The organism is Pseudomonas sp. TCU-HL1 (assembly GCF_001708505.1).
In the GTDB taxonomy this organism is placed as follows: domain Bacteria; phylum Pseudomonadota; class Gammaproteobacteria; order Pseudomonadales; family Pseudomonadaceae; genus Metapseudomonas.
Map to the genome: position 1 here is coordinate 1 of NZ_CP015992.1, position 18,679 is coordinate 18,679.

At 61.0% G+C, this 18,679-nt stretch carries 18 protein-coding genes; 9 read left to right on the top strand and 9 right to left on the bottom strand.

Features of this window, described 5'->3' with window-relative positions; genetic code table 11:
- The 4 genes from dnaA to gyrB are packed head-to-tail and all read left to right on the top strand — an operon-like array spanning position 1 to position 6,128.
- A complete protein-coding gene (gene dnaA, locus THL1_RS00005; protein WP_069081351.1) occupies positions 1-1,464 on the top strand; it encodes a chromosomal replication initiator protein DnaA in 1,464 nt (487 codons plus the stop codon).
- A gap of 29 nt (positions 1,465-1,493) precedes the next feature.
- A complete protein-coding gene (dnaN, locus tag THL1_RS00010; RefSeq protein WP_069081352.1) occupies positions 1,494-2,597 on the top strand; it encodes a DNA polymerase III subunit beta in 1,104 nt (367 codons plus the stop codon).
- Between the two features lie 7 nt (positions 2,598-2,604).
- Positions 2,605-3,711 (top strand): DNA replication/repair protein RecF, encoded by a 1,107-nt coding sequence (recF, locus tag THL1_RS00015; RefSeq protein WP_069081353.1) that lies wholly within the window; start codon positions 2,605-2,607, stop codon positions 3,709-3,711.
- Complete coding sequence (gene gyrB / locus THL1_RS00020; RefSeq protein ID WP_069081354.1) at positions 3,708-6,128, top strand: DNA topoisomerase (ATP-hydrolyzing) subunit B; 2,421 nt, start codon at positions 3,708-3,710, stop codon at positions 6,126-6,128. The genes recF and gyrB overlap by 4 nt, the downstream gene beginning before the upstream one ends.
- 193 nt (positions 6,129-6,321) lie before the next feature.
- Here gyrB and tnpC read toward each other — a convergent pair whose 3' ends face one another.
- The 3 genes from tnpC to tnpA form a co-directional block, all read right to left on the bottom strand.
- Positions 6,322-7,848, bottom strand: a complete 1,527-nt coding sequence (gene tnpC / locus THL1_RS00025; RefSeq protein ID WP_069081355.1) for an IS66 family transposase — start codon at positions 7,846-7,848, stop codon at positions 6,322-6,324.
- A 61-nt stretch (positions 7,849-7,909) separates the two neighbouring features.
- The gene (gene tnpB / locus THL1_RS30430) at positions 7,910-8,245 is read right to left on the bottom strand and encodes an IS66 family insertion sequence element accessory protein TnpB (protein ID WP_069081356.1); all 336 of its coding nucleotides are present in this window, start codon (positions 8,243-8,245) and stop codon (positions 7,910-7,912) included.
- On the bottom strand, positions 8,242-8,559 hold the full coding sequence (gene tnpA / locus THL1_RS00035; protein ID WP_069081357.1) for an IS66-like element accessory protein TnpA: 318 nt from the start codon (positions 8,557-8,559) through the stop codon (positions 8,242-8,244). The genes tnpB and tnpA overlap by 4 nt, the downstream gene beginning before the upstream one ends.
- Before the next feature lie 115 nt (positions 8,560-8,674).
- Here tnpA and THL1_RS00040 point away from each other — a divergent pair, with 115 nt between their 5' ends.
- Together THL1_RS00040 and THL1_RS00045 are read left to right on the top strand one after the other, a co-directional pair.
- The gene (locus THL1_RS00040; protein WP_069081358.1) at positions 8,675-9,526 is read left to right on the top strand and encodes a hypothetical protein; all 852 of its coding nucleotides are present in this window, start codon (positions 8,675-8,677) and stop codon (positions 9,524-9,526) included.
- 747 nt (positions 9,527-10,273) lie between these two features.
- A complete protein-coding gene (locus THL1_RS00045; protein ID WP_069081359.1) occupies positions 10,274-10,468 on the top strand; it encodes a hypothetical protein in 195 nt (64 codons plus the stop codon).
- Positions 10,469-10,602: 134 nt separating this feature from the next.
- Here THL1_RS00045 and THL1_RS00050 read toward each other — a convergent pair whose 3' ends face one another.
- Genes THL1_RS00050 through glyQ form a run of 4 tightly spaced genes read right to left on the bottom strand, consistent with a single transcriptional unit; the run spans position 10,603 to position 14,968 of the window.
- Complete coding sequence (locus THL1_RS00050) at positions 10,603-11,367, bottom strand: lysophospholipid acyltransferase family protein (protein WP_069081360.1); 765 nt, start codon at positions 11,365-11,367, stop codon at positions 10,603-10,605.
- 14 nt (positions 11,368-11,381) lie between these two features.
- Positions 11,382-11,918: a D-glycero-beta-D-manno-heptose 1,7-bisphosphate 7-phosphatase gene (gmhB, locus tag THL1_RS00055; RefSeq protein WP_177343813.1), complete on the bottom strand. Its 537-nt coding sequence runs from the start codon at positions 11,916-11,918 to the stop codon at positions 11,382-11,384.
- A 60-nt stretch (positions 11,919-11,978) separates the two neighbouring features.
- Positions 11,979-14,024: a glycine--tRNA ligase subunit beta gene (gene glyS, locus THL1_RS00060; RefSeq protein ID WP_069081362.1), complete on the bottom strand. Its 2,046-nt coding sequence runs from the start codon at positions 14,022-14,024 to the stop codon at positions 11,979-11,981.
- Positions 14,021-14,968, bottom strand: coding sequence for a glycine--tRNA ligase subunit alpha (glyQ, locus tag THL1_RS00065; RefSeq protein ID WP_028627021.1), 948 nt, complete (start codon positions 14,966-14,968; stop codon positions 14,021-14,023). The genes glyS and glyQ overlap by 4 nt, the downstream gene beginning before the upstream one ends.
- An 82-nt stretch (positions 14,969-15,050) precedes the next feature.
- Here glyQ and THL1_RS00070 point away from each other — a divergent pair, with 82 nt between their 5' ends.
- The 3 genes from THL1_RS00070 to THL1_RS00080 all read left to right on the top strand — a co-directional run bounded on the left by THL1_RS00070 (position 15,051) and on the right by THL1_RS00080 (position 16,902).
- Entirely contained in the window at positions 15,051-15,602 is a 552-nt protein-coding gene (locus THL1_RS00070) for a DNA-3-methyladenine glycosylase I (RefSeq protein WP_069081363.1), read from the top strand.
- Positions 15,603-15,662: 60 nt separating this feature from the next.
- Entirely contained in the window at positions 15,663-16,550 is an 888-nt protein-coding gene (locus THL1_RS00075; protein ID WP_069081364.1) for a lysophospholipid acyltransferase, read from the top strand.
- An 85-nt stretch (positions 16,551-16,635) separates the two neighbouring features.
- The gene (locus tag THL1_RS00080; protein ID WP_069081365.1) at positions 16,636-16,902 is read left to right on the top strand and encodes a PilZ domain-containing protein; all 267 of its coding nucleotides are present in this window, start codon (positions 16,636-16,638) and stop codon (positions 16,900-16,902) included.
- 75 nt (positions 16,903-16,977) lie between these two features.
- Here the strand turns inward: THL1_RS00080 and THL1_RS00085 are convergent, their stop codons facing one another.
- On the bottom strand, positions 16,978-17,268 hold the full coding sequence (locus THL1_RS00085) for a tetratricopeptide repeat protein (RefSeq protein ID WP_145928408.1): 291 nt from the start codon (positions 17,266-17,268) through the stop codon (positions 16,978-16,980).
- A 36-nt stretch (positions 17,269-17,304) separates the two neighbouring features.
- Positions 17,305-18,678, bottom strand: a complete 1,374-nt coding sequence (trkA, locus tag THL1_RS00090) for a Trk system potassium transporter TrkA (RefSeq protein WP_069081367.1) — start codon at positions 18,676-18,678, stop codon at positions 17,305-17,307.
- Position 18,679: the final 1 nt, after the last annotated feature.

The following is an 18,679-nucleotide window of genomic DNA, read 5'->3' on the forward strand; positions in this document are numbered from 1 at the left end:
GTGTCAGTGGAACTTTGGCAGCAGTGCGTGGAACTCCTGCGCGATGAGCTGCCTGCCCAGCAATTCAACACCTGGATCCGCCCGTTGCAGGTTGAAGCCGATGGAGACGAGCTGCGCGTCTATGCGCCTAACCGGTTCGTGCTTGATTGGGTCAACGAAAAGTACATGGGCCGACTCCTCGAGTTGCTCGGCGAACGTGGCAATGGCCTGGCGCCAGCCCTTTCCTTATTAATAGGCAGCAAGCGTAGCCCGGCTCCCCGGAAGGCGCCGCCTCCGCCTCCGCCGGTCATGGCACCGCCTCCACCCCCTGCTCCGGCGCCCTCGCAGATGCGCGTCGAGACCGTGGAAGAAACCCGCGACAATCTCGACCCGCTGGCGTCGGTGGTGCCTGCGCCGGCGATTCGTACCGAGCGCGCCGTTCAGGTCGAAGGTGCGCTGAAGCACACCAGTTATCTGAACCGTACCTTCACGTTCGAGAATTTCGTCGAGGGCAAGTCCAACCAGCTGGCCCGTGCTGCGGCATGGCAGGTGGCAGACAACCCCAAGCACGGGTACAACCCGCTGTTCCTCTATGGCGGCGTTGGTCTTGGCAAGACGCACTTGATGCACGCTGTGGGTAACCATCTGCTGAAGAAGAATCCGAATGCCAAGGTCGTGTACCTGCATTCCGAGCGTTTCGTCGCGGACATGGTCAAGGCTCTGCAGCTGAACGCTATCAATGAGTTCAAACGGTTCTACCGTTCGGTGGACGCGCTTCTCATCGACGACATTCAGTTCTTCGCCCGCAAGGAGCGTTCGCAGGAGGAGTTTTTCCATACCTTCAACGCCCTTCTGGAGGGTGGTCAGCAGGTGATCCTCACCAGTGATCGCTACCCGAAGGAAATCGAAGGCCTGGAAGAACGTCTTAAATCCCGCTTTGGATGGGGCCTGACCGTTGCGGTCGAGCCACCGGAGCTGGAAACCCGCGTCGCGATCCTGATGAAAAAGGCCGAACAGGCCAGAGTCGATCTGCCTCACGATGCGGCCTTCTTCATTGCCCAGCGAATCCGTTCGAACGTGCGTGAGCTCGAAGGTGCACTGAAGCGCGTGATCGCCCATGCCCACTTCATGGGGCGGGAGATCACGATCGAGCTGATCCGTGAGTCGCTCAAGGACCTGCTGGCCTTGCAGGACAAGCTGGTCAGCATCGACAACATCCAGCGCACTGTAGTCGAGTACTACAAGATCAAGATGTCCGACATGCTTTCCAAGCGTCGTTCGCGCTCGGTTGCCCGCCCGCGTCAGGTCGCCATGGCGTTGTCCAAGGAGCTGACCAACCACAGCCTGCCGGAAATCGGCGACGCGTTCGGTGGACGAGACCACACCACGGTGCTCCATGCCTGTCGTAAGATTGCGCAATTAAGGGAATCCGACGCGGACATCCGCGAGGATTACAAGAATCTGCTGCGTACACTGACCACCTGACCGCAGCCCAAGAGGCAAGGGACTAGACCATGCATTTTACAATTCAACGCGAAGCCCTGTTGAAACCCCTGCAACTGGTCGCCGGCGTCGTCGAGCGCCGCCAGACCTTGCCGGTCCTCTCCAACGTGCTGCTGGTAGTCGAAGGCCAACAGCTATCGTTGACCGGTACTGACCTCGAGGTCGAGCTGGTTGGGCGCGTCGCCCTGGAAGAACCGGCTGAGCCAGGTGAGATCACCGTACCGGCGCGCAAGCTGATGGATATCTGCAAAAGCCTGCCGAGCGATGCGCTGATCGACATCCGCGTTGACGAGCAAAAGCTGCTCATCAAGGCTGGCCGTAGCCGTTTCACGCTCTCCACTCTGCCGGCCAATGACTTCCCGACAGTGGAAGAAGGTCCCGGTTCGCTTAACTTCAGCCTGGTGCAGAGCAAGCTGCGTCGACTGATCGAGCGCACCAGCTTCGCCATGGCCCAGCAGGACGTTCGTTACTACCTCAATGGCATGCTGCTGGAAGTGAATGCCGGCATCCTGCGCGCTGTCGCCACTGACGGTCACCGCCTGGCAATGTGCGCCATGGAAGCCGGGATCGACGGCGTCGATCGCCATCAGGTCATCGTGCCGCGCAAAGGCATCCTGGAGCTGGCGCGCCTGCTTACTGAACAGGACGGCGAAGTTCGTATCGTTCTCGGCCAGCACCACATCCGTGCGACCACGGGCGAGTTCACCTTCACCTCCAAGCTGGTGGATGGCAAGTTCCCGGATTACGAGCGCGTGCTGCCCAGAGGCGGCGACAAGCTGGTTGTTGGCGACCGTCAGGCTTTGCGCGAAGCGTTCAGCCGCACTGCCATTCTCTCCAACGAGAAGTATCGCGGCATCCGTCTGACCCTGGCGTCCGGCCTGCTGAAGATTCAGGCCAACAACCCGGAGCAGGAAGAGGCGGAAGAGGAAGTGGCCGTGGACTACAACGGCAGCAACCTGGAGATCGGTTTCAATGTGAGCTACCTGCTGGATGTTCTGGGCGTCATGTCCACCGAACAGGTACGTCTGATTCTCTCAGACGCGAACAGTAGCGCCTTGGTCCAGGAAGCGGACAACGACGATTCCTCCTATGTCGTAATGCCGATGCGCCTGTAACGACTCAATGTCCCTCAGCCGTATCTCGGTCACCGGTGTGCGCAACCTGCAGCCGGTGACCCTCTCCCCCTCCCCCCGCATCAATATCCTCTACGGCGCCAATGGCAGCGGAAAGACCAGCCTGCTGGAAGCCATTCATCTGCTTGGTCTCGCTCGATCTTTTCGCAGCACGCGATTGCAGCCGGTCATTCAGTACGAGCAACCCGCCTGCACGGTGTTTGGCCAGGTCAGTCTTGCGGAAGGGAATCAGAGCAATCTCGGCATATCGCGAGATCGCCAGGGGGAATTTCAGATTCGTATCGATGGGCAGAATGCAAAGAGCGCTGCCCAGTTGGCCGAGACACTGCCGCTTCAACTGATCAACCCGGACAGCTTTCGGCTGCTGGAGGGGGCGCCGAAGATTCGCCGGCAGTTCCTGGATTGGGGAGTGTTCCACGTGGAACCTCGCTTCCTGCCAGCCTGGCAACGGCTCCAGAAGGCCCTGCGGCAGCGGAACTCGTGGCTCCGGCATGGTACACTGGACCCCGCGTCGCAGGCGGCCTGGGACCGCGAGTTATGCCTTGCAAGCGACGAAATAGATCAGTATCGACGGTCCTATATCCAGGCGTTGAAACCAGTATTTGAGCGGACGCTGGCTGATCTTGTTGAGCTCGATAGCCTCACACTGAGTTACTACCGAGGGTGGGATAAGGATCGCGAGTTGTCCGAAGTGTTGACCACTTCCCTCCTCCGCGACCAACAGATCGGGCACACCCAGGCCGGACCACAACGTGCGGATCTGCGGTTGCGTTCAGGTGCACATAATTCGGCCGACATACTTTCGCGCGGCCAACAAAAGCTGGTGGTTTGTGCACTGAGAATCGCGCAAGGCCACTTGGTAAGGCACGCGAAGCGTGGCCAGTGCATCTACCTAGTTGACGACTTACCGTCAGAGTTGGACGAACAGCATCGGCAGGCACTATGCCGATTGCTGGAAGATTTGGATTGCCAGGTGTTCATCACCTGCGTTGACCATGAATTTCTGAGGGACGGCTGGCGCAAGGATACGCCGGTCGCCATGTTCCACGTGGAACATGGCTGTATCAGCCCCACGATCATCGGGAGTGAAGCATGAGCGAGAACAACACGTACGACTCTTCCAGCATCAAAGTGCTGAAGGGACTGGATGCCGTACGCAAACGCCCCGGTATGTACATCGGCGACACCGATGATGGGACCGGTCTGCACCACATGGTATTCGAGGTCGTCGACAACTCTATCGACGAAGCGCTTGCCGGCTTCTGCTCGGAAATCAGCATCACTATCCATACCGACGAATCCATTACTGTCCGTGACAATGGTCGTGGCATTCCGGTGGATATCCATAAGGAAGAAGGGGTTTCTGCCGCCGAGGTCATCATGACCGTACTGCACGCCGGCGGTAAATTCGACGACAACACCTACAAGGTATCTGGCGGCCTCCACGGCGTAGGTGTCTCCGTGGTGAACGCCCTTTCCGAAGAGCTGCGCCTGACCATCCGCCGTGCCGGCCAGGTATGGGAGCAGATCTACCGCCATGGCGTCCCGCAGTTCGCGCTGCGCCCGGTCGGTGAGACCGAAGGCACCGGTACCGAGGTTCACTTCAAGGCTTCTGCAGAAACCTTCACCAATATTCACTTCAGCTGGGACATCCTGGCCAAGCGTCTGCGCGAACTGTCTTTCCTGAACTCGGGCGTGGGCATTGTTCTGCGCGACGAGCGCAGCGGTAAGGAAGAGTTGTTCAAGTACGAAGGCGGCCTCAAGGCCTTCGTCGAGTACCTGAACACCAACAAAACCATCGTCAACGAAGTGTTCCACTTCAATGTGCAGCGCGAAGAAGACGGCGTGGGTGTGGAAGTCGCCCTGCAGTGGAACGACAGCTTCAACGAGAACATCCTCTGCTTCACCAACAACATTCCCCAGCGCGACGGTGGTGCCCACCTGGCGGGCTTCCGCTCCGCCCTTACCCGTCACCTGAACAACTACATCGAGCAGGAAGGTCTGGCGAAGAAGTACAAGATCGCCACGACCGGTGATGACGCTCGTGAAGGTCTGACGGCCATCATCTCGGTGAAGGTTCCGGACCCCAAGTTCAGTTCGCAGACCAAGGACAAACTGGTGTCCTCCGAGGTGAAGACCGCGGTAGAACAGGAAATGGGCAAGTACTTCGCCGACTTCCTGCTCGAGAACCCCAACGAAGCCAAGGCAGTCGTCGGCAAGATGATCGACGCTGCCCGCGCCCGTGAAGCGGCTCGTAAGGCCCGTGAGATGACCCGCCGTAAAGGCGCCCTGGACATCGCCGGCCTTCCGGGCAAACTGGCGGACTGCCAGGAAAAGGACCCTGCCTTTTCCGAACTCTACATTGTGGAGGGTGACTCTGCGGGTGGTTCGGCCAAACAGGGGCGTAACCGCAAGACCCAGGCGATCCTGCCGCTCAAGGGCAAGATCCTCAACGTGGAGAAAGCCCGTTTCGACAAGATGTTGTCCTCCCAGGAAGTCGGCACTTTGATCACCGCGCTGGGCTGCGGTATCGGCCGCGAGGAATACAACATCGAGAAACTGCGTTACCACAACATCATTATCATGACCGACGCCGACGTCGACGGTTCGCACATTCGTACCCTGCTGCTGACCTTCTTCTTCCGGCAGATGCCTGAGCTGATCGAGCGTGGCTACGTCTACATCGCCCAGCCGCCCCTGTACAAGGTGAAGAAGGGCAAGCAGGAGCAGTACATCAAGGACGACGAGGCCATGGACGAATACATGACCCAGTCGGCCCTGGAAGATGCCAGTCTGCATGTTAACGAGAATGCTCCGGGTCTCTCCGGTGAAGCCCTCGAGCGTTTGGTGAACGTCTACCGCAATGTGATGCGGACCCTGAAGCGCCTGTCGCGCCTCTACCCGCAGGACCTGACCGAGCACATGATCTACCTGCCTCGCGTCAGCGTAGAGCAGCTGTCTGACCAGGCTGCCATGCAGTCCTGGCTTGAAGGCTTCCAGACTCGCCTGAAAGCTGCCGAGAAGTCCGGTCTGACCTACACCGCAAGCCTGCGCGAAGACCGCGAGCGCCACCTTTGGCTGCCGGAGGTGGAACAGACTGCCCACGGACTGTCCCACTACATCACCTTCAACCGCGACTTCTTTGCGAGCAATGACTACCGCCAGGTGACCGAACTGGGCGATCAGCTCAACAACCTGCTGGAGGACGGTGCCTACGTTCAACGTGGTGAGCGCAAGAAACCGGTGGCCAGCTTCAAGGAATCCCTGGCCTGGCTGATGACCGAAAGCACCAAGCGTCATACCATCCAGCGCTATAAGGGGCTGGGTGAGATGAACCCCGAGCAGCTGTGGGAAACCACCATGGACCCGAGCGTCCGTCGCATGCTCAAGGTCACCATCGAAGACGCTATCGCTGCGGACCAGATCTTCAACACCCTGATGGGGGATGCTGTGGAACCGCGTCGAGACTTCATCGAAAGCAATGCCTTGGCGGTTTCCAACCTCGACGTCTGACGGCGTCGAATGGAGCCCCAACAAAACCCCCGGCCTGTGCCGGGGGTTTTGTTTTTTGAGGTGGGAGGTTCTCGAGCGGAAACGGGGCTATACCCGATGGGCAGCGGCTCTTCCTGGAGTTGCCAGAATGCACGGAGCGCTGTTGAAAAACGCGAGAAAAGGGTAAGCGTACGCCGAACTCACCTTGCGTGATTCAGGCAGGTATCCACTGATGCGGCAGCAGTTGATCGATCTCACTTGCCCGCTGCGTCGGCAGTCGTGTCAGCACATCCTTGAGATAGGCATACGGATCATGTCCGTTCATGCGGGCCGACTGGATCAGGCTCATGATCGCCGCCGCTCGTTTTCCGCTGCGTAGCGATCCGGCAAACAACCAGTTCGAGCGGCCTAGCGCCCATGGCCGAATCTGGTTCTCGACCGGATTATTGTCGATGGGCACAGCACCATCCTCGACATAGCGAGTCAGTGCCAGCCAGCGTTTGAGGCTGTAATCCAAGGCTTTCGCCGTTGCTGATCCGTTGGGCACCCGATCACGCTGGGCCAGCATCCAGTCATGCAGCGCGTCGAGGATCGGCGAAGCTTTTTCCTGCCGTATTCGCCCGCGTTCTTCATCGCTCATGTCCCGTGCTTGCCGTTCGATTTCGTACAAGCCGCCAATCGCGTGCAGTGCCTGTTCGGCCAGTTGGCTTTTGTTCGCCGCGTGAAGATCGAAGAACTTGCGGCGGGCGTGGGCCATGCAGCCGATTTCGGTGATGCCTTGCTCGAAACCGGCCTTGTAGCCAGCGAAGTCGTCGCAGACCAGCTTGCCATTCCACTGGCCGAGGAAGTTGCGCGCATGCTCGCCGGCACGACTGGGGCTGAAGTCGTAGACCACGGCTTTCAGATCGGCGAAGGGCGTGGTGCTGTAGGCCCAGACGTAAGCCCGATGGGTTTTCTTCTCGCCCGGCGCGAGCATTTGCACCGGGGTTTCGTCAGCATGGATCACGCGTTGGCCCAGCACGGCTTCGCGCAGTGCATCGACCAGCGGCTGGAGCTGCACGCCGGTTTGCCCGACCCACTGCGCCAGCGTCGAACGAGCGATAGCCAGGCCGGCACGGCCGAAGATCTTTTCCTGCCGGTACAGCGGCAGGTGGTCGGCGAATTTGGCCACCATCACGTGAGCCAGGAGGCCGGCGGTGGGGATGCCCTTGTCGATCACCTGGGCCGGCACTGGTGCCTGGATCAGTGTTTCGCACTGGCGACAGGCCCATTTCCCACGTACGTGCTGTTCGACGGTGAACACGCCCGGCGTGTAATCCAGCTTTTCGCTGACGTCTTCACCGATGCGTTGCAGCTGGCAGCCGCAGGCGCACTGGGTGGTGTCCGGTTCGTGATGGATCACGGTGCGCGGGAATTGCGCTGGCAGCGGTGTGCGCTTGGGCTGTTGGCGTGGTTCGGCTGGGGCAACCGTAGGATTGACGGCTTTCAGCTCGGCTTCGATGGCCATGATGTCGGTGTCGAGCAGGTCTTCCAGCAGGCTGCCCTGGTCAGGGCTCAGTTGCTCGCTGCGCTTGGCGAACTTGTGCCGCTTGAGGATGGCGATTTCGTGGGTGAGGTTCTCGATAACCGTTTGGTCGCGGTGGATCTTCTTACCCATCATGTCGACCTGCGTGAGCAGCTGCGCGGCCAGTGCGCGCAGCTGTTCAGGTGTCAGTTGGTCGAGATTGGGCGAGGCAGTCATGCCGCTGATTGTGCCAGAGCAGGCGGTCAGCGGAGATAAACCGATGGGCTAATGGCAGGTGCTACAGCACTGTGATCGCGCCGGCTGCACCGACCCGCTGCCAGGGTAGACCCAGTACCAAAGCCTGAAGTTGCTCGGTGCCGAGTTCGACTTCCGAGCCGTGCCGGATGCCCGGCCAGTGAAACTTGCCCTGGTTCAAGCGCCGCGTAGCCAGCCAGATACCCACGCCGTCATGCACCAGGACTTTCATGCGGTTGGCGCGGCGGTTGGCGAAGAGATAGGCGCAGTGCGGCTTCGCCGCACCGAACACGGCCACCACACGCGCCAACGCGGTGTCGGTACCGGCGCGCATGTCCATCGGCTCGGTGGCGAGCCAGATGGTATCGATGCGGATCACGGGGTGAGCCCACGCACAAAGCAGGCGCAGCCTTCAGGATCGGAGGCTGGCCATTTCACTGTGACCGCTTGCTCGCCAAGGGACAACTCAATGATTGCGAACGCCTCAGTTGTTCGTTTAGGCATGGCCCTCAATGGAACGAACGCCGGCAACGCCGCTGGTGGCTGATCTCGGTAAAGCGGCAGCCACTTGCGAATGACGTTGGCGTTGATGCCGTGGCTGATGGCAACGCTGGAGACGGTCGCACCGGGTTGCAGGCACTCCTGAACAACCTGGGCCTTGAACGGTTTGGGGTAAGAGCTTCGTTGGCGCATGGAAATCCCGGCGATAAGGGCTATCGCGTCCGCTTAAAAATACGCGGACACCATCGCCCTTAATGCTGGAGTTCGGAAGGTGACTTGGCTGGACGCTTACAGAAAAGGGAAATAGATGCGGATCATCCTGAGTCGCAAGGGGTTTGATTCCTCTGCAGGTGGTTGCCCGAGTCCGATACTGCCGGACGGACGGCTGTGCTCTCTGCCGATCCCAGACGAGCATTCCTCTATCCGATACAGTGAAATCGACTACGAAGGCATCAACCTTGGTGAGCTGGTTGGGCATCTGACCGGTGATACTGCATGGCAACGAAAAGGTGCCCACCTGGACCCAGACCTTCGCGTCGACGCCTTGACTCGCGCACCCGGCTGGAAGCCATTGCTGGGACAGAGTGGCAGCGCACAGGGGCATTTACGAAATGAAGGTGTTTCAGTCGGCGACCTGTTTCTCTTCTTCGGCTCGTTTCGCGTTGTCGAGCATATTCACGATGCCTGGCGATTCCGGCCTGGCGAGCTGCCGCGTCACATTATCTGGGGCTGGATGCAGGTGGCAGAGATACACAAAGTCGACGAGATACCCGCTTCCGCCATGCCCTGGGCACGCTATCACCCTCACTTCGCCTATGAGCGGGACGCAAGCAACACCTTGTATGTAGCGACGGAAAATCTCCAGCTGGACGGCTTTGCAGAGGATTGCCCTGGTGCCGGCATCTTTCGCTATCTGCATGAGTACCTGGTGCTGACTGCACCTGATTCAACGTTGCAGACGCGATGGCAACTGCCGGCATGCCTTGCACCGCGAGAGGGTAGACCGGGGCTGAGTTTCCATCGAAATCCCCGGCGTTGGTCGAGCATGGGGGAACTCTGTTGGTTGAACAGCGCTTATCGAGGACAGGAATTCGTGTTCGATATGGCGTGCGATAGCGCACCGCTCGCGTGGCTGAGGTCCCTTCTGATGGCGCGCTGAGATCGTCGCGTATGGGAAGATTTTAATCGGTTAGAGAACAGAAACAGGGGGTAACACTATGGCTAGGAACTTGTGGGAGGAGTGTTACCCCCGGCGGGGACTTCGTATGCCCTGACGGGTCGTAAGGGAACATTTCAGCGCAGAAAGAGCGCGTACCTAAAAGTAAAATCTATATAAGTTATTGATTTATAATGATTTATAAAAAGCTGGCACGAGACATGCTCTATGTATGGGACAACAACAATAAAAAGCTTCAAAAAGAAAGTTTTCGACTCTGACAAAACAACAACAACAGCCCAGAGAAGAAGCAAACCGATTTTTTTGGACAGGGTGTGTCGTTCCATACCCGGTGACCCGAGCAACAGAACAATAAAACTACCTTGAGGTAGCGGCGCTCTGGTTGGTTCAGCAATGACGATGACATGATCAGCGTCCAAAAAAATCCGTTTGCCCTCGGTCCATGTTGGGACCAGCCAATTCTGGCTCATAGTAGCCAGTAGCGAAGAACAACAACGAATATTGAATAAAAACAACAACAAAAAAATGAAAAAACATTTGAGGGGAGCTTCGGCTCCCCTCAGTGCTTTCCGGCTTTTGCAAAATCCCTTTCTTTCCCCCGTTTCCAAAATCGCTCAGGAATCGCGCTTTAGCGCGTTTCTGCCTCAGCTCGGGCATCGCCGTGCCAGGCCGTGAAGCATAGTCTGGAAGCCCTAGCCGAGGCCCTGGAGGCCATAGAGGAGCAGCAGGATGGATGAGGTCGAGCGTGATGACCCGAGCATCACCGATGAACAGATCAGTGCCTACATGATGAGGCAGCTGCGCTCAGGCAGGGTCAAGCCGGGTGTGCTGGTCGTGTTGACCGAGAAGAACTTCCCGGGCGCCGCACGCGAGCGGATCATCCGCTGCTTCAACGCCCTGGATTCCAAGTATTTGAAGGGGTGACGCAGAGCCTTGGCGAGGAATCGTTATGCACTTTCTCGCTAAGCTTTATTGTGAAACACAAAGCCTTGTAAATCAGTGGCTTGAGCCGTGAATCTGGCGAATCGCCAATATTCTGTTCACAGCTTATCCACAAATCAGGCGGCGTGTTCGGCGGTAGCCGCTGTTTGCGGGCCTTCGATCTCGCGTTGGGTTGCTTCCACCCAGGCAAAAGCCCTCTCGTTCAGCTCGGCGATAGCCCTCGGACCCTCCCCTTCCGCGTGCATCACGGGGCCGATGACGACCTGGATGGTGCCCGGATGCTTGGCCCAACCTTCCTTCGGCCAGAAATGCCCGGCATTGAGAGCCACCGGCAGGACCGGCAGCCCCGCATTGACCGCCAGCGCCGCGCCTCCGCGTGAGAACTTGCCCATTTGCCCGAGCGGCACGCGGGTGCCCTCCGGGAAGATCAGCACCCAGGCGCCCTGCTTCAGGCGTTCATCACCCTGCGCGGCCAGCTGTTTGAGGGCCGCTTTGGGGTTGCTGCGGTCAATGGCGATGGGCTTCATCAGGGCCATCGCCCAGCCGAAGAAGGGCACTCGCAGGAGTTCCCGCTTGACCACCTGACTGAGGGGCTCGAAGGCGCCCGAAAGGTAGAAGGTTTCCCAGGTGCTCTGGTGCTTGGCCAGAATCACGCAGGGGCGCTCGGGCACATTCTCCAGCCCTTTCACCTCATAGCGGATGCCGACCACGACCTTCGCCAGCCAGACCGCGAAACGGCACCAGCGCCAGACGATGAAGCGATAGCGCATGCGGAACGGCATGAAGGGCGCGAAAAAGAGGCTAAGCGTGCCCCAGATGAAGGCGCTCAACGACAGCAACAGGTAGAAGAGGAAGGTTCTGATGGCCTGCACTGTCGTCATGGGAGTTCTTGACCTTACTGAAGGAGATGCGTGGCGACTGAGGCCAGATCGTCGAATACCAGGGTTCCCGCTGGCAAGGATTTGGCCAGCGTTCGTTCGCCTTTGCCGGTCTTCACCAGAACGGGCTGACAATCGACGGCCTGCGCGGCTTCCAGGTCACCACTGCTGTCGCCGACGAACCAGATTCCAGCAAGGTCCACGCCATAGTGCTCGGCGATGCGCTTGAGCATGCCGGGGCGTGGCTTGCGGCAGTCGCAGCCTTCGTCAGGGCCGTGGGGGCAGAATTCGATGATGCCGAGTTCCCCGCCCTGCTCCGCTACCAGCTCGCGCAGGCGAACATGCATGGAGTCGAGGGTGGCGAGGTCGTAATAGCCGCGGGCGATGCCCGACTGGTTGGTGGCCACGGCAACGGTCCAGCCGGCTTTGCTCAGGCAGGCGATGGCGGCGATGGCACTGGGAATGGGGATCCATTCCTCGAGGGATTTGATGTACGCGTCGGAGTCTTCGTTGATGACACCGTCGCGGTCGAGAATCAGTAGTTTCATGAACAACGCCTGAAACGCCGAGCCAGACCCGAAGCGCTCTGCCAGGGGCCCGGCTCGCGTTATCACTTAGCCCAGTACCGAGATGTCCGCCACGCCCAGGAACAGGCCGCGCAGCTTGGCCAGCAGTGCATAGCGGTTGCTGCGTACGGCGGCGTCTTCGGCGTTGACCAGTACGGTCTCGAAGAAGCTGTCCACCGGTTCGCGCAGACTCGCCAGGCGTTCCAGGGTTTCGCGGTAGCTGCCGGCGTTCGCCAGGGCCTGTTCGGCGTCGGCCACGGCCTTGGCCAGGGCCTGTTCGGCGGCTTCTTGGAGCAGGGCGCTGTCGACGCTGCCCGGAACGCTGCCTTCAGCCTTGCTCAGCAGGTTGGATACGCGCTTGTTGGCAGCTGCCAGGGCTGCGGCTTCTGGCAGTTTGCGGAAGGCCTGAACGGCCTGCACGCGCTGGTCGAAGTCCAGTGCGGAGGACGGTTGCAGGGCGCGCACGGAAAGGTACACGGCAACGTCCACACCTTCGTCCTCGTATCGCGCACGCAGGCGGTCAAAGACGAACTCCAGCACCTGCTCGGCGAGACCGTCGGCCTTTACCCTGGCGCCATAGAGGTCGATCGCGAAGGCGATAGCAGTGGCCAGATCGAGGTTCAGTTGCTTCTCGATCAGGATGCGCAGCACGCCCAGGGCCTGGCGGCGCAGGGCGAAGGGGTCCTTGCTGCCGGTGGGGAGCATGCCGATGCCGAAGATACCCACCAGGGTGTCCAGCTTGTCGGCCACGGCCACGGCGGCACCGGTGAGGGTCTGCGGCAGTTCGGCGCCGGCGCCACGCGGCATGTACTGCTCGTTCAGCGCCTTAGCGACGTCTTCCGGCTCGCCATCGTTGATGGCGTAGTAGTAGCCGGCGATGCCCTGCATCTCGGGGAATTCACCGACCATCTCGGTGGCCAGGTCGCACTTGGCGAGGATGCCGGCGCGAGCGGCACGGACCGTATCGGCGCCGATCTGCTCGGCCACGAAACCAGCGAGGCGGGACACGCGCTCGGCTTTATCAAAGACGGTACCGAGCTGGGCCTGGAACACCACGTTCTTCAGACGCTCGTTGAAGCCTTCCAGCTTCTGCTTTTTGTCCTGCTTGAAGAAGAACTCGGCGTCGGTGAGGCGTGGACGAACCACCTTCTCGTTACCGGAGATGATCTGCGCCGGGTCCTTGCTGACCACGTTGGCCACGGTGATGAAGCGCGGCAACAGCTTGCCGTTGGCATCCAGCAGGCAGAAGTACTTCTGGTTGTCCTGCATGGTGGAGATCAGGGCTTCCTGGGGTACGGCGAGGAAGCGCTCCTCGAAGGAGCACACCAGCGGCACCGGCCACTCGACTAGCGCGGTCACTTCGTCCAGCAGATCGGCGGGCACTACGGCAGTGCCGTTCTGTTCGGCGGCCAGTTCGGCCACGCGCTTGGCGATGATCTCGCGGCGTTCGGAGAAGTCGGCTAGCACGTGGGCGCTGCGCAGGTCTTCCAGGTAAGTGGAAGGCTTGCTGATGCGGATGTTGTCCGGGTTGTGGAAACGGTGGCCACGGGACTCACGACCGGCTTTCTGGGTGAGGATCTCGCAATCCACCACGTCGTCGCCGAACAGCATGACCAGCCATTGGGTCGGACGGACGAACTCTTCGCGGCGAGCAGCCCAGCGCATGCGCTTCGGGATCGGCAGGGCAGCCAGGGACGCTTCGACGATGCCAGGCAGCAGGCCAGCGGCGGGTTGGCCGGGAATGGACTGGCTGAACTTCAGCTTCGGACCACTCTTGTCGATCAGCTCCAGGTCGACACCGCACTTGCGGGCGAAGCCCAGTGCAGCCTGGGTAGGCTTGCCTTCGGCATCGAAGGCGGCCTGGATCGGCGGGCCGTCGAGATTGACGCTGCGGTCGGGTTGCTGGGTGGCCAACTGCTCCACCAGCACGGCCAGGCGGCGCGGGGCGGCGAACACCTGGGCCTTGGCGTAGCCCAGGCCGGCAGCCTTGAGGCCTTGCTCGATGCCGCCGAGGAAGGCGTCACCGAGAGATTTCAGGGCTTTGGGAGGCAGCTCTTCGGTGCCCAGCTCTACCAGAAAATCTTGTGCACTCATTCTTGAGCCTCCAGCTTGGCCAGTACTTCGTCACGCAGTTCGGGAGTGGCCATGGGGAAGCCGAGGCGCGCGCGCGCCTGCAGGTAGCTTTGTGCCACGGCGCGGGCCAGGGTGCGCACGCGCAGGATGTAGCGCTGGCGCTCGGTCACCGAGATGGCGCGGCGGGCATCCAGCAGGTTGAAGGTGTGGGAAGCCTTGAGGACCATCTCGTAGGTCGGCAGCGGCAGCTGCAGCTCGATCAAGCGATTGGCTTCGCTCTCGTAGAAGTCGAACAGCTCGAACAGCTTCTCGACGTTGGCGTGCTCGAAGTTGTAGGTCGACTGCTCCACCTCGTTCTGGTGGAACACGTCGCCGTAGGTGACCTTGCCGAAGGGGCCGTCGGCCCAGACCAGGTCGTACACCGAATCGACGCCCTGGATGTACATGGCCAGGCGCTCCAGGCCATAGGTGATCTCACCGGTCACCGGGTAGCACTCGATGCCACCGACCTGCTGGAAGTAGGTGAACTGGGTGACTTCCATGCCGTTCAGCCAGATTTCCCAGCCCAGGCCCCAGGCGCCGAGGGTTGGCGATTCCCAGTTGTCCTCGACGAAGCGGATGTCATGCACCAGCGGGTCGATGCCAATGGCTTTCAGCGAGCCGAGGTACAGCTCCTGGAAGTTCTCCGGGTTAGGCTTGAGGACCACCTGGAACTGGTAGTAGTGCTGCAGCCGGTTGGGGTTTTCGCCGTAGCGGCCGTCGGTCGGACGGCGGGACGGCTGCACGTAGGCGGCGTTCCAGGTCTCCGGGCCGATGGCGCGGAGGAAGGTGGCGGTGTGGAAAGTACCGGCGCCCACTTCCATGTCGTAGGGCTGGAGCACCACGCAGCCCTGCTCGGCCCAGTACTGCTGCAGGGCGAGGATCAGGTCTTGGAAGGTGCGCACGGCGGGCGTAGTCTGGCTCACGAATTTCACCTGTGCTGGGTCTTCAACGGAAAATGCCGGAGTATACCCGATCCGACCTCGCCGCAACCGCATGGAAAGCCTTATGCCACGCTGCTTCTGGTGCAATGACGACCCCCTCTACATCGCCTACCACGACACCGAATGGGGTGTTCCGCTGAAGGACCCGGCGGCGCTCTTCGAACTGCTCCTGCTGGAAGGTTTCCAGGCCGGCCTGTCGTGGATCACCGTGCTGAAGAAGCGCGAGCGTTACCGTGAGGTGCTGTTTGGCTTCGACCCCAAGCGCCTGGCGGTGATGAGTGATGAGGAAATCGAGAAGCTGATGCAGGACCCCGGCATCATCCGCAACTTCCTCAAACTCAAGGCCGCACGGCAGAACGCGCAGGCCTGGCTGCGCCTGGGCGACCCGGTGGCGCTGCTCTGGTCGTTCGTCGACGGTGAGCCGAAGGTCAATCACTTCAGCGAGCGCGGCCAGGTGCCTGCGGTCACCCCCGAGGCCGAGGCCATGAGCAAGGCATTGAAGAAAGCCGGCTTCACCTTTGTCGGCCCGACCATTTGCTACGCCTTCATGCAGGCCGCCGGCATGGTCATGGATCACACAGTTGATTGTGACCGTTACCGTGAACTGACCGCTTGAGGCGGCATCGTTCACACGGCGAGGTTAGAATGCGCGCTTTTCGATCTACTGGAGATGCCTGTGGATAAGCTGAAAGGCGCGTTGGTCGTCGGTTTCCTGCGCCTCTTTGCCCTGCTCCCCTGGCGCGCCGTGCAAGCGGTCGGCGCAGCCATCGGCTGGCTAATGTGGAAGCTGCCCAACCGCTCCCGCGATGTGGTGCGGATCAACCTGTCCAAGTGCTTCCCCGAATGGTCGCCGGCGGAACTGGAGCAGCGCGTGGGTCAGAGCCTGATGGACATCGGCAGGACTTTCACCGAAAGCGCCTGTGCCTGGATCTGGCCGGCGGAGAAATCCATCGGCCTGGTGCGCGAGGTGGAGGGTCTGGACGTGCTGCACGAGGCCCTGGCCAGCGGCAAGGGCGTGGTGGGGATCACCAGCCACCTGGGCAACTGGGAAGTGCTCAACCACTTCTACTGCGCGCAGTGCAAACCCATCATCTTCTACCGTCCGCCGAAGCTGAAAGCGGTGGATGAACTGCTGCAAAAGCAGCGCGTGCAACTGGGCAACCGCGTGGCGCCCTCCACCAAGGAAGGCATCCTCAGCGTCATCAAGGAGGTGCGCAAGGGTGGCGCCGTGGGCATTCCGGCGGACCCGGAACCGAGCCTTTCGGCTGGCGTCTTCGTGCCCTTCCTCGGCACCCAGGCGCTGACCAGCAAATTCGTTCCGGGCATGCTCGCCGGCGGCAAGGCACGTGGCGTGTTCCTGCATGCCCTGCGCCTGCCTGATGGGGCGGGCTTCAAGGTGATCCTGGAAGCCGCCCCCGAAGGCATGTACAGCGAGAATGTCGAAGAAGGCGTGGCTGCCATGAGCCAGGTGGTGGAAAAGTACGTGCGGGCCTACCCGACCCAGTACATGTGGAGCATGAAGCGCTTCAAGAAACGCCCCGAAGGCGAGAAGAAGTGGTACTGACGGGAGAAGGGCTTCTGGGCTTGTGCCAAACGGCAATACACCGTATTAACGACGGCAGAAAATCGGCTCAGGATGATGCGATCCCATGGCGAACCAGCGGCAATTTCCCCGAACTCCGATGAAGTGCAGGATCAAGATCAGTCACCCGAGTTTTGGTGAGCTGATTGCCCAGACCCGTGATCTGTCCGATGGCGGCGTCTACATCCGTCACCCCGAACTGGTCGCCCTGCCCGTCGGCAGTACCATCCGCGGCCAGGTGCAGGATTTGCCGATCGAGGCACCGATCCTGCAGATGGAAGTGATGCGGGTCGATGCCGAGGGCGCCGGTTTCCGTTTCCTCGACGGCGACTAGTCGACCGCAACGGTCAACCGCGCAGCCACTGTTCGTCAGGTGAGCTGGCGGTGCTCCACTTCAGCCCGTCAAGCGTCACGAGCGCTTGTCGAGGCGCTTGAGAAACACCGCCATCTCCTTCTCCGCCTGCTTGTCGCCGTGGGCGCGAGCGGCCTCCAGGCCCTGCGTCCAGGCCTCACGAGCGGCGGTGAAGTCGCCCTGGGCTTCCAGCGCCTTGCCCAGCAGCTTCCAGGCGGCGGAGTACTTCGGGTCCTGCTCTACGCAGCGGCGCAGGTGCTCAGCGGCCTTGGCCGCGTCACCCTGGTCGAGGTAGCCCTTGCCCAGGCCGAAGCGCAGCAGGGCGTTGTCCACGCCCTTGGCCAGCATCTTTTCCAGTCCTTCGAGCACGGCGGTGTGTCCCCTTTAGAAGAAGGTCAGGCCGACCTGGAATAGGCGCTCGGCATCACGGATGTACTTCTTGTCCACGAGGAACAGGATTACGTGGTCGCCCGATTCGATCACGGTGTCGTCGTGGGCGATCAGCACTTCCTCGTCGCGGATGATGGCGCCGATGGTGGTGCCTGGCGGCAGGGCGATGTCTTCGATCATCTTGCCGACCACCTTGCTCGACTTGGCGTCGCCGTGGGCGATGGCTTCGATGGCCTCCGCCGCACCCCGGCGCAGGGAGTGCACGCTGACGATGTCGCCGCGGCGCACGTGGGTCAGCAGGGTGCCGATGGTGGCGAGCTGCGGGCTGATGGCGATGTCGATGTCGCCGCCCTGCACCAGGTCCACGTAGGCGGGGTTGTTGATGATGGTCATCACCTTGCGCGCGCCCAGGCGCTTGGCCAGTAGCGAGGACATGATGTTGGCTTCGTCGTCGTTGGTCAGGGCGAGGAAGATGTCGGCATCGTTGATGTTTTCTTCCACCAGCAGGTCGCGGTCGGAGGCGCTGCCCTGGAGCACGATGGTGCTGTCCAGGACTTCCGAGAGGTGGCGGCAGCGCGCCGCGTTCATCTCGATGATCTTCACCTGGTAGCGGCTCTCGATGGCCTCGGCCAGACGCTCGCCGATGTGGCCGCCACCGGCGATCACCACACGTTTGTAGCTGTCTTCAAGGCGGCGCAACTCGCTCATCACCGCGCGGATGTGGGCCTTGGCGGCGATGAAGAAGACCTCGTCGTCCGCTTCTATCACGGTGTCGCCCTTGGGCAGGATCGGCCGGTTGCGGCGGAAGATGGCGGCCACGCGGGTGTCGACGTTGGGCATGTGCTCGCGGATCTGGCGCAGCTCCTGGCCTACCAGCGGGCCGCCGTAGTAGGCCTTGACCCCCACCAGCTGGGCCTTGCCTTCGGCGAAGTCGATCACCTGCAGCGCGCCGGGGTATTCGATCAGGCGCTTGATGTAGTTGGTGACCACCTGCTCCGGGCTGATCAGCACGTCCACCGGGATGGCTTCGTTGTCGAAGAGGCCGGCGCGGGTCAGGTAGGCTGCCTCACGTACGCGGGCGATCTTGGTGGGTGTGTGGAAGAGGGTGTAGGCCACCTGGCAGGCGACCATGTTCACTTCATCACTGTTGGTCACCGCCACCAGCATGTCGGCGTCATCGGCCCCGGCTTGGCGCAGCACGGTGGGGAAGGAGCCGCGTCCCTGCACGGTGCGGATGTCGAGCCGGTCGCCGAGGTCGCGCAGGCGGTCACCGTCGGTGTCGACCACGGTGATGTCGTTGGCTTCCCCTGAGAGGTGTTCCGCCAGGGTGCCGCCAACTTGGCCGGCGCCGAGAATGATGATCTTCACT

Excerpts from the sequence above, each read along its gene's own strand:
- THL1_RS00070 (WP_069081363.1), top strand. The coding sequence starts at position 15,051 with ATGCCACGCTGCTTCTGGTGCAATGACGACCCCCTCTACATCGCCTAC.
- gyrB (WP_069081354.1), top strand. The coding sequence starts at position 3,708 with ATGAGCGAGAACAACACGTACGACTCTTCCAGCATCAAAGTGCTGAAG.
- THL1_RS00085 (WP_145928408.1), bottom strand. The coding sequence starts at position 17,268 with ATGCTGGCCAAGGGCGTGGACAACGCCCTGCTGCGCTTCGGCCTGGGC.
- dnaN (WP_069081352.1), top strand. The coding sequence starts at position 1,494 with ATGCATTTTACAATTCAACGCGAAGCCCTGTTGAAACCCCTGCAACTG.
- THL1_RS00050 (WP_069081360.1), bottom strand. The coding sequence starts at position 11,367 with ATGACGACAGTGCAGGCCATCAGAACCTTCCTCTTCTACCTGTTGCTG.
- tnpC (WP_069081355.1), bottom strand. The coding sequence starts at position 7,848 with ATGACTGCCTCGCCCAATCTCGACCAACTGACACCTGAACAGCTGCGC.
- THL1_RS00040 (WP_069081358.1), top strand. The coding sequence starts at position 8,675 with ATGCGGATCATCCTGAGTCGCAAGGGGTTTGATTCCTCTGCAGGTGGT.
- THL1_RS00045 (WP_069081359.1), top strand. The coding sequence starts at position 10,274 with ATGGATGAGGTCGAGCGTGATGACCCGAGCATCACCGATGAACAGATC.
- recF (WP_069081353.1), top strand. The coding sequence starts at position 2,605 with ATGTCCCTCAGCCGTATCTCGGTCACCGGTGTGCGCAACCTGCAGCCG.
- tnpA (WP_069081357.1), bottom strand. The coding sequence starts at position 8,559 with ATGCGCCAACGAAGCTCTTACCCCAAACCGTTCAAGGCCCAGGTTGTT.
- THL1_RS00080 (WP_069081365.1), top strand. The coding sequence starts at position 16,636 with ATGGCGAACCAGCGGCAATTTCCCCGAACTCCGATGAAGTGCAGGATC.
- glyS (WP_069081362.1), bottom strand. The coding sequence starts at position 14,024 with ATGAGTGCACAAGATTTTCTGGTAGAGCTGGGCACCGAAGAGCTGCCT.